The following is a 222-nucleotide window of genomic DNA, read 5'->3' as shown; positions in this document are numbered from 1 at the left end:
CACACTGTACCGATGAACGGCGTGAGACCGTGCAGCAGCAGCTGGTCAGCGTGTTTGAACGCTATGGCCTGCCGGAGCGGATAACGATGGACAACGGCTCCCCCTGGGGCGACACCACCGGGACCTGGACGGCACTGGAGCTGTGGCTGATGCGCCAGGGTATCCGGGGGGGCCATTCCCGGCCTTATCATCCGCAGACGCAGGGCAAGCTGGAGCGTTTTC

At 64.4% G+C, this 222-nt stretch carries 1 pseudogene; it reads left to right on the top strand.

Going from position 1 to position 222, the window contains the following annotated elements:
- Positions 1-222, top strand: a pseudogene (locus L977_RS00100) (DDE-type integrase/transposase/recombinase); the annotation flags it as partial.

The sequence above is a fragment of the Enterobacter sp. ZOR0014 genome, from assembly GCF_000798855.1.
In the GTDB taxonomy this organism is placed as follows: domain Bacteria; phylum Pseudomonadota; class Gammaproteobacteria; order Enterobacterales; family Enterobacteriaceae; genus Enterobacter; species Enterobacter kobei.
The sequence above is the reverse complement of the archived record's forward strand: the minus strand, read 5'-3'. Positions and strand labels throughout refer to the sequence as shown.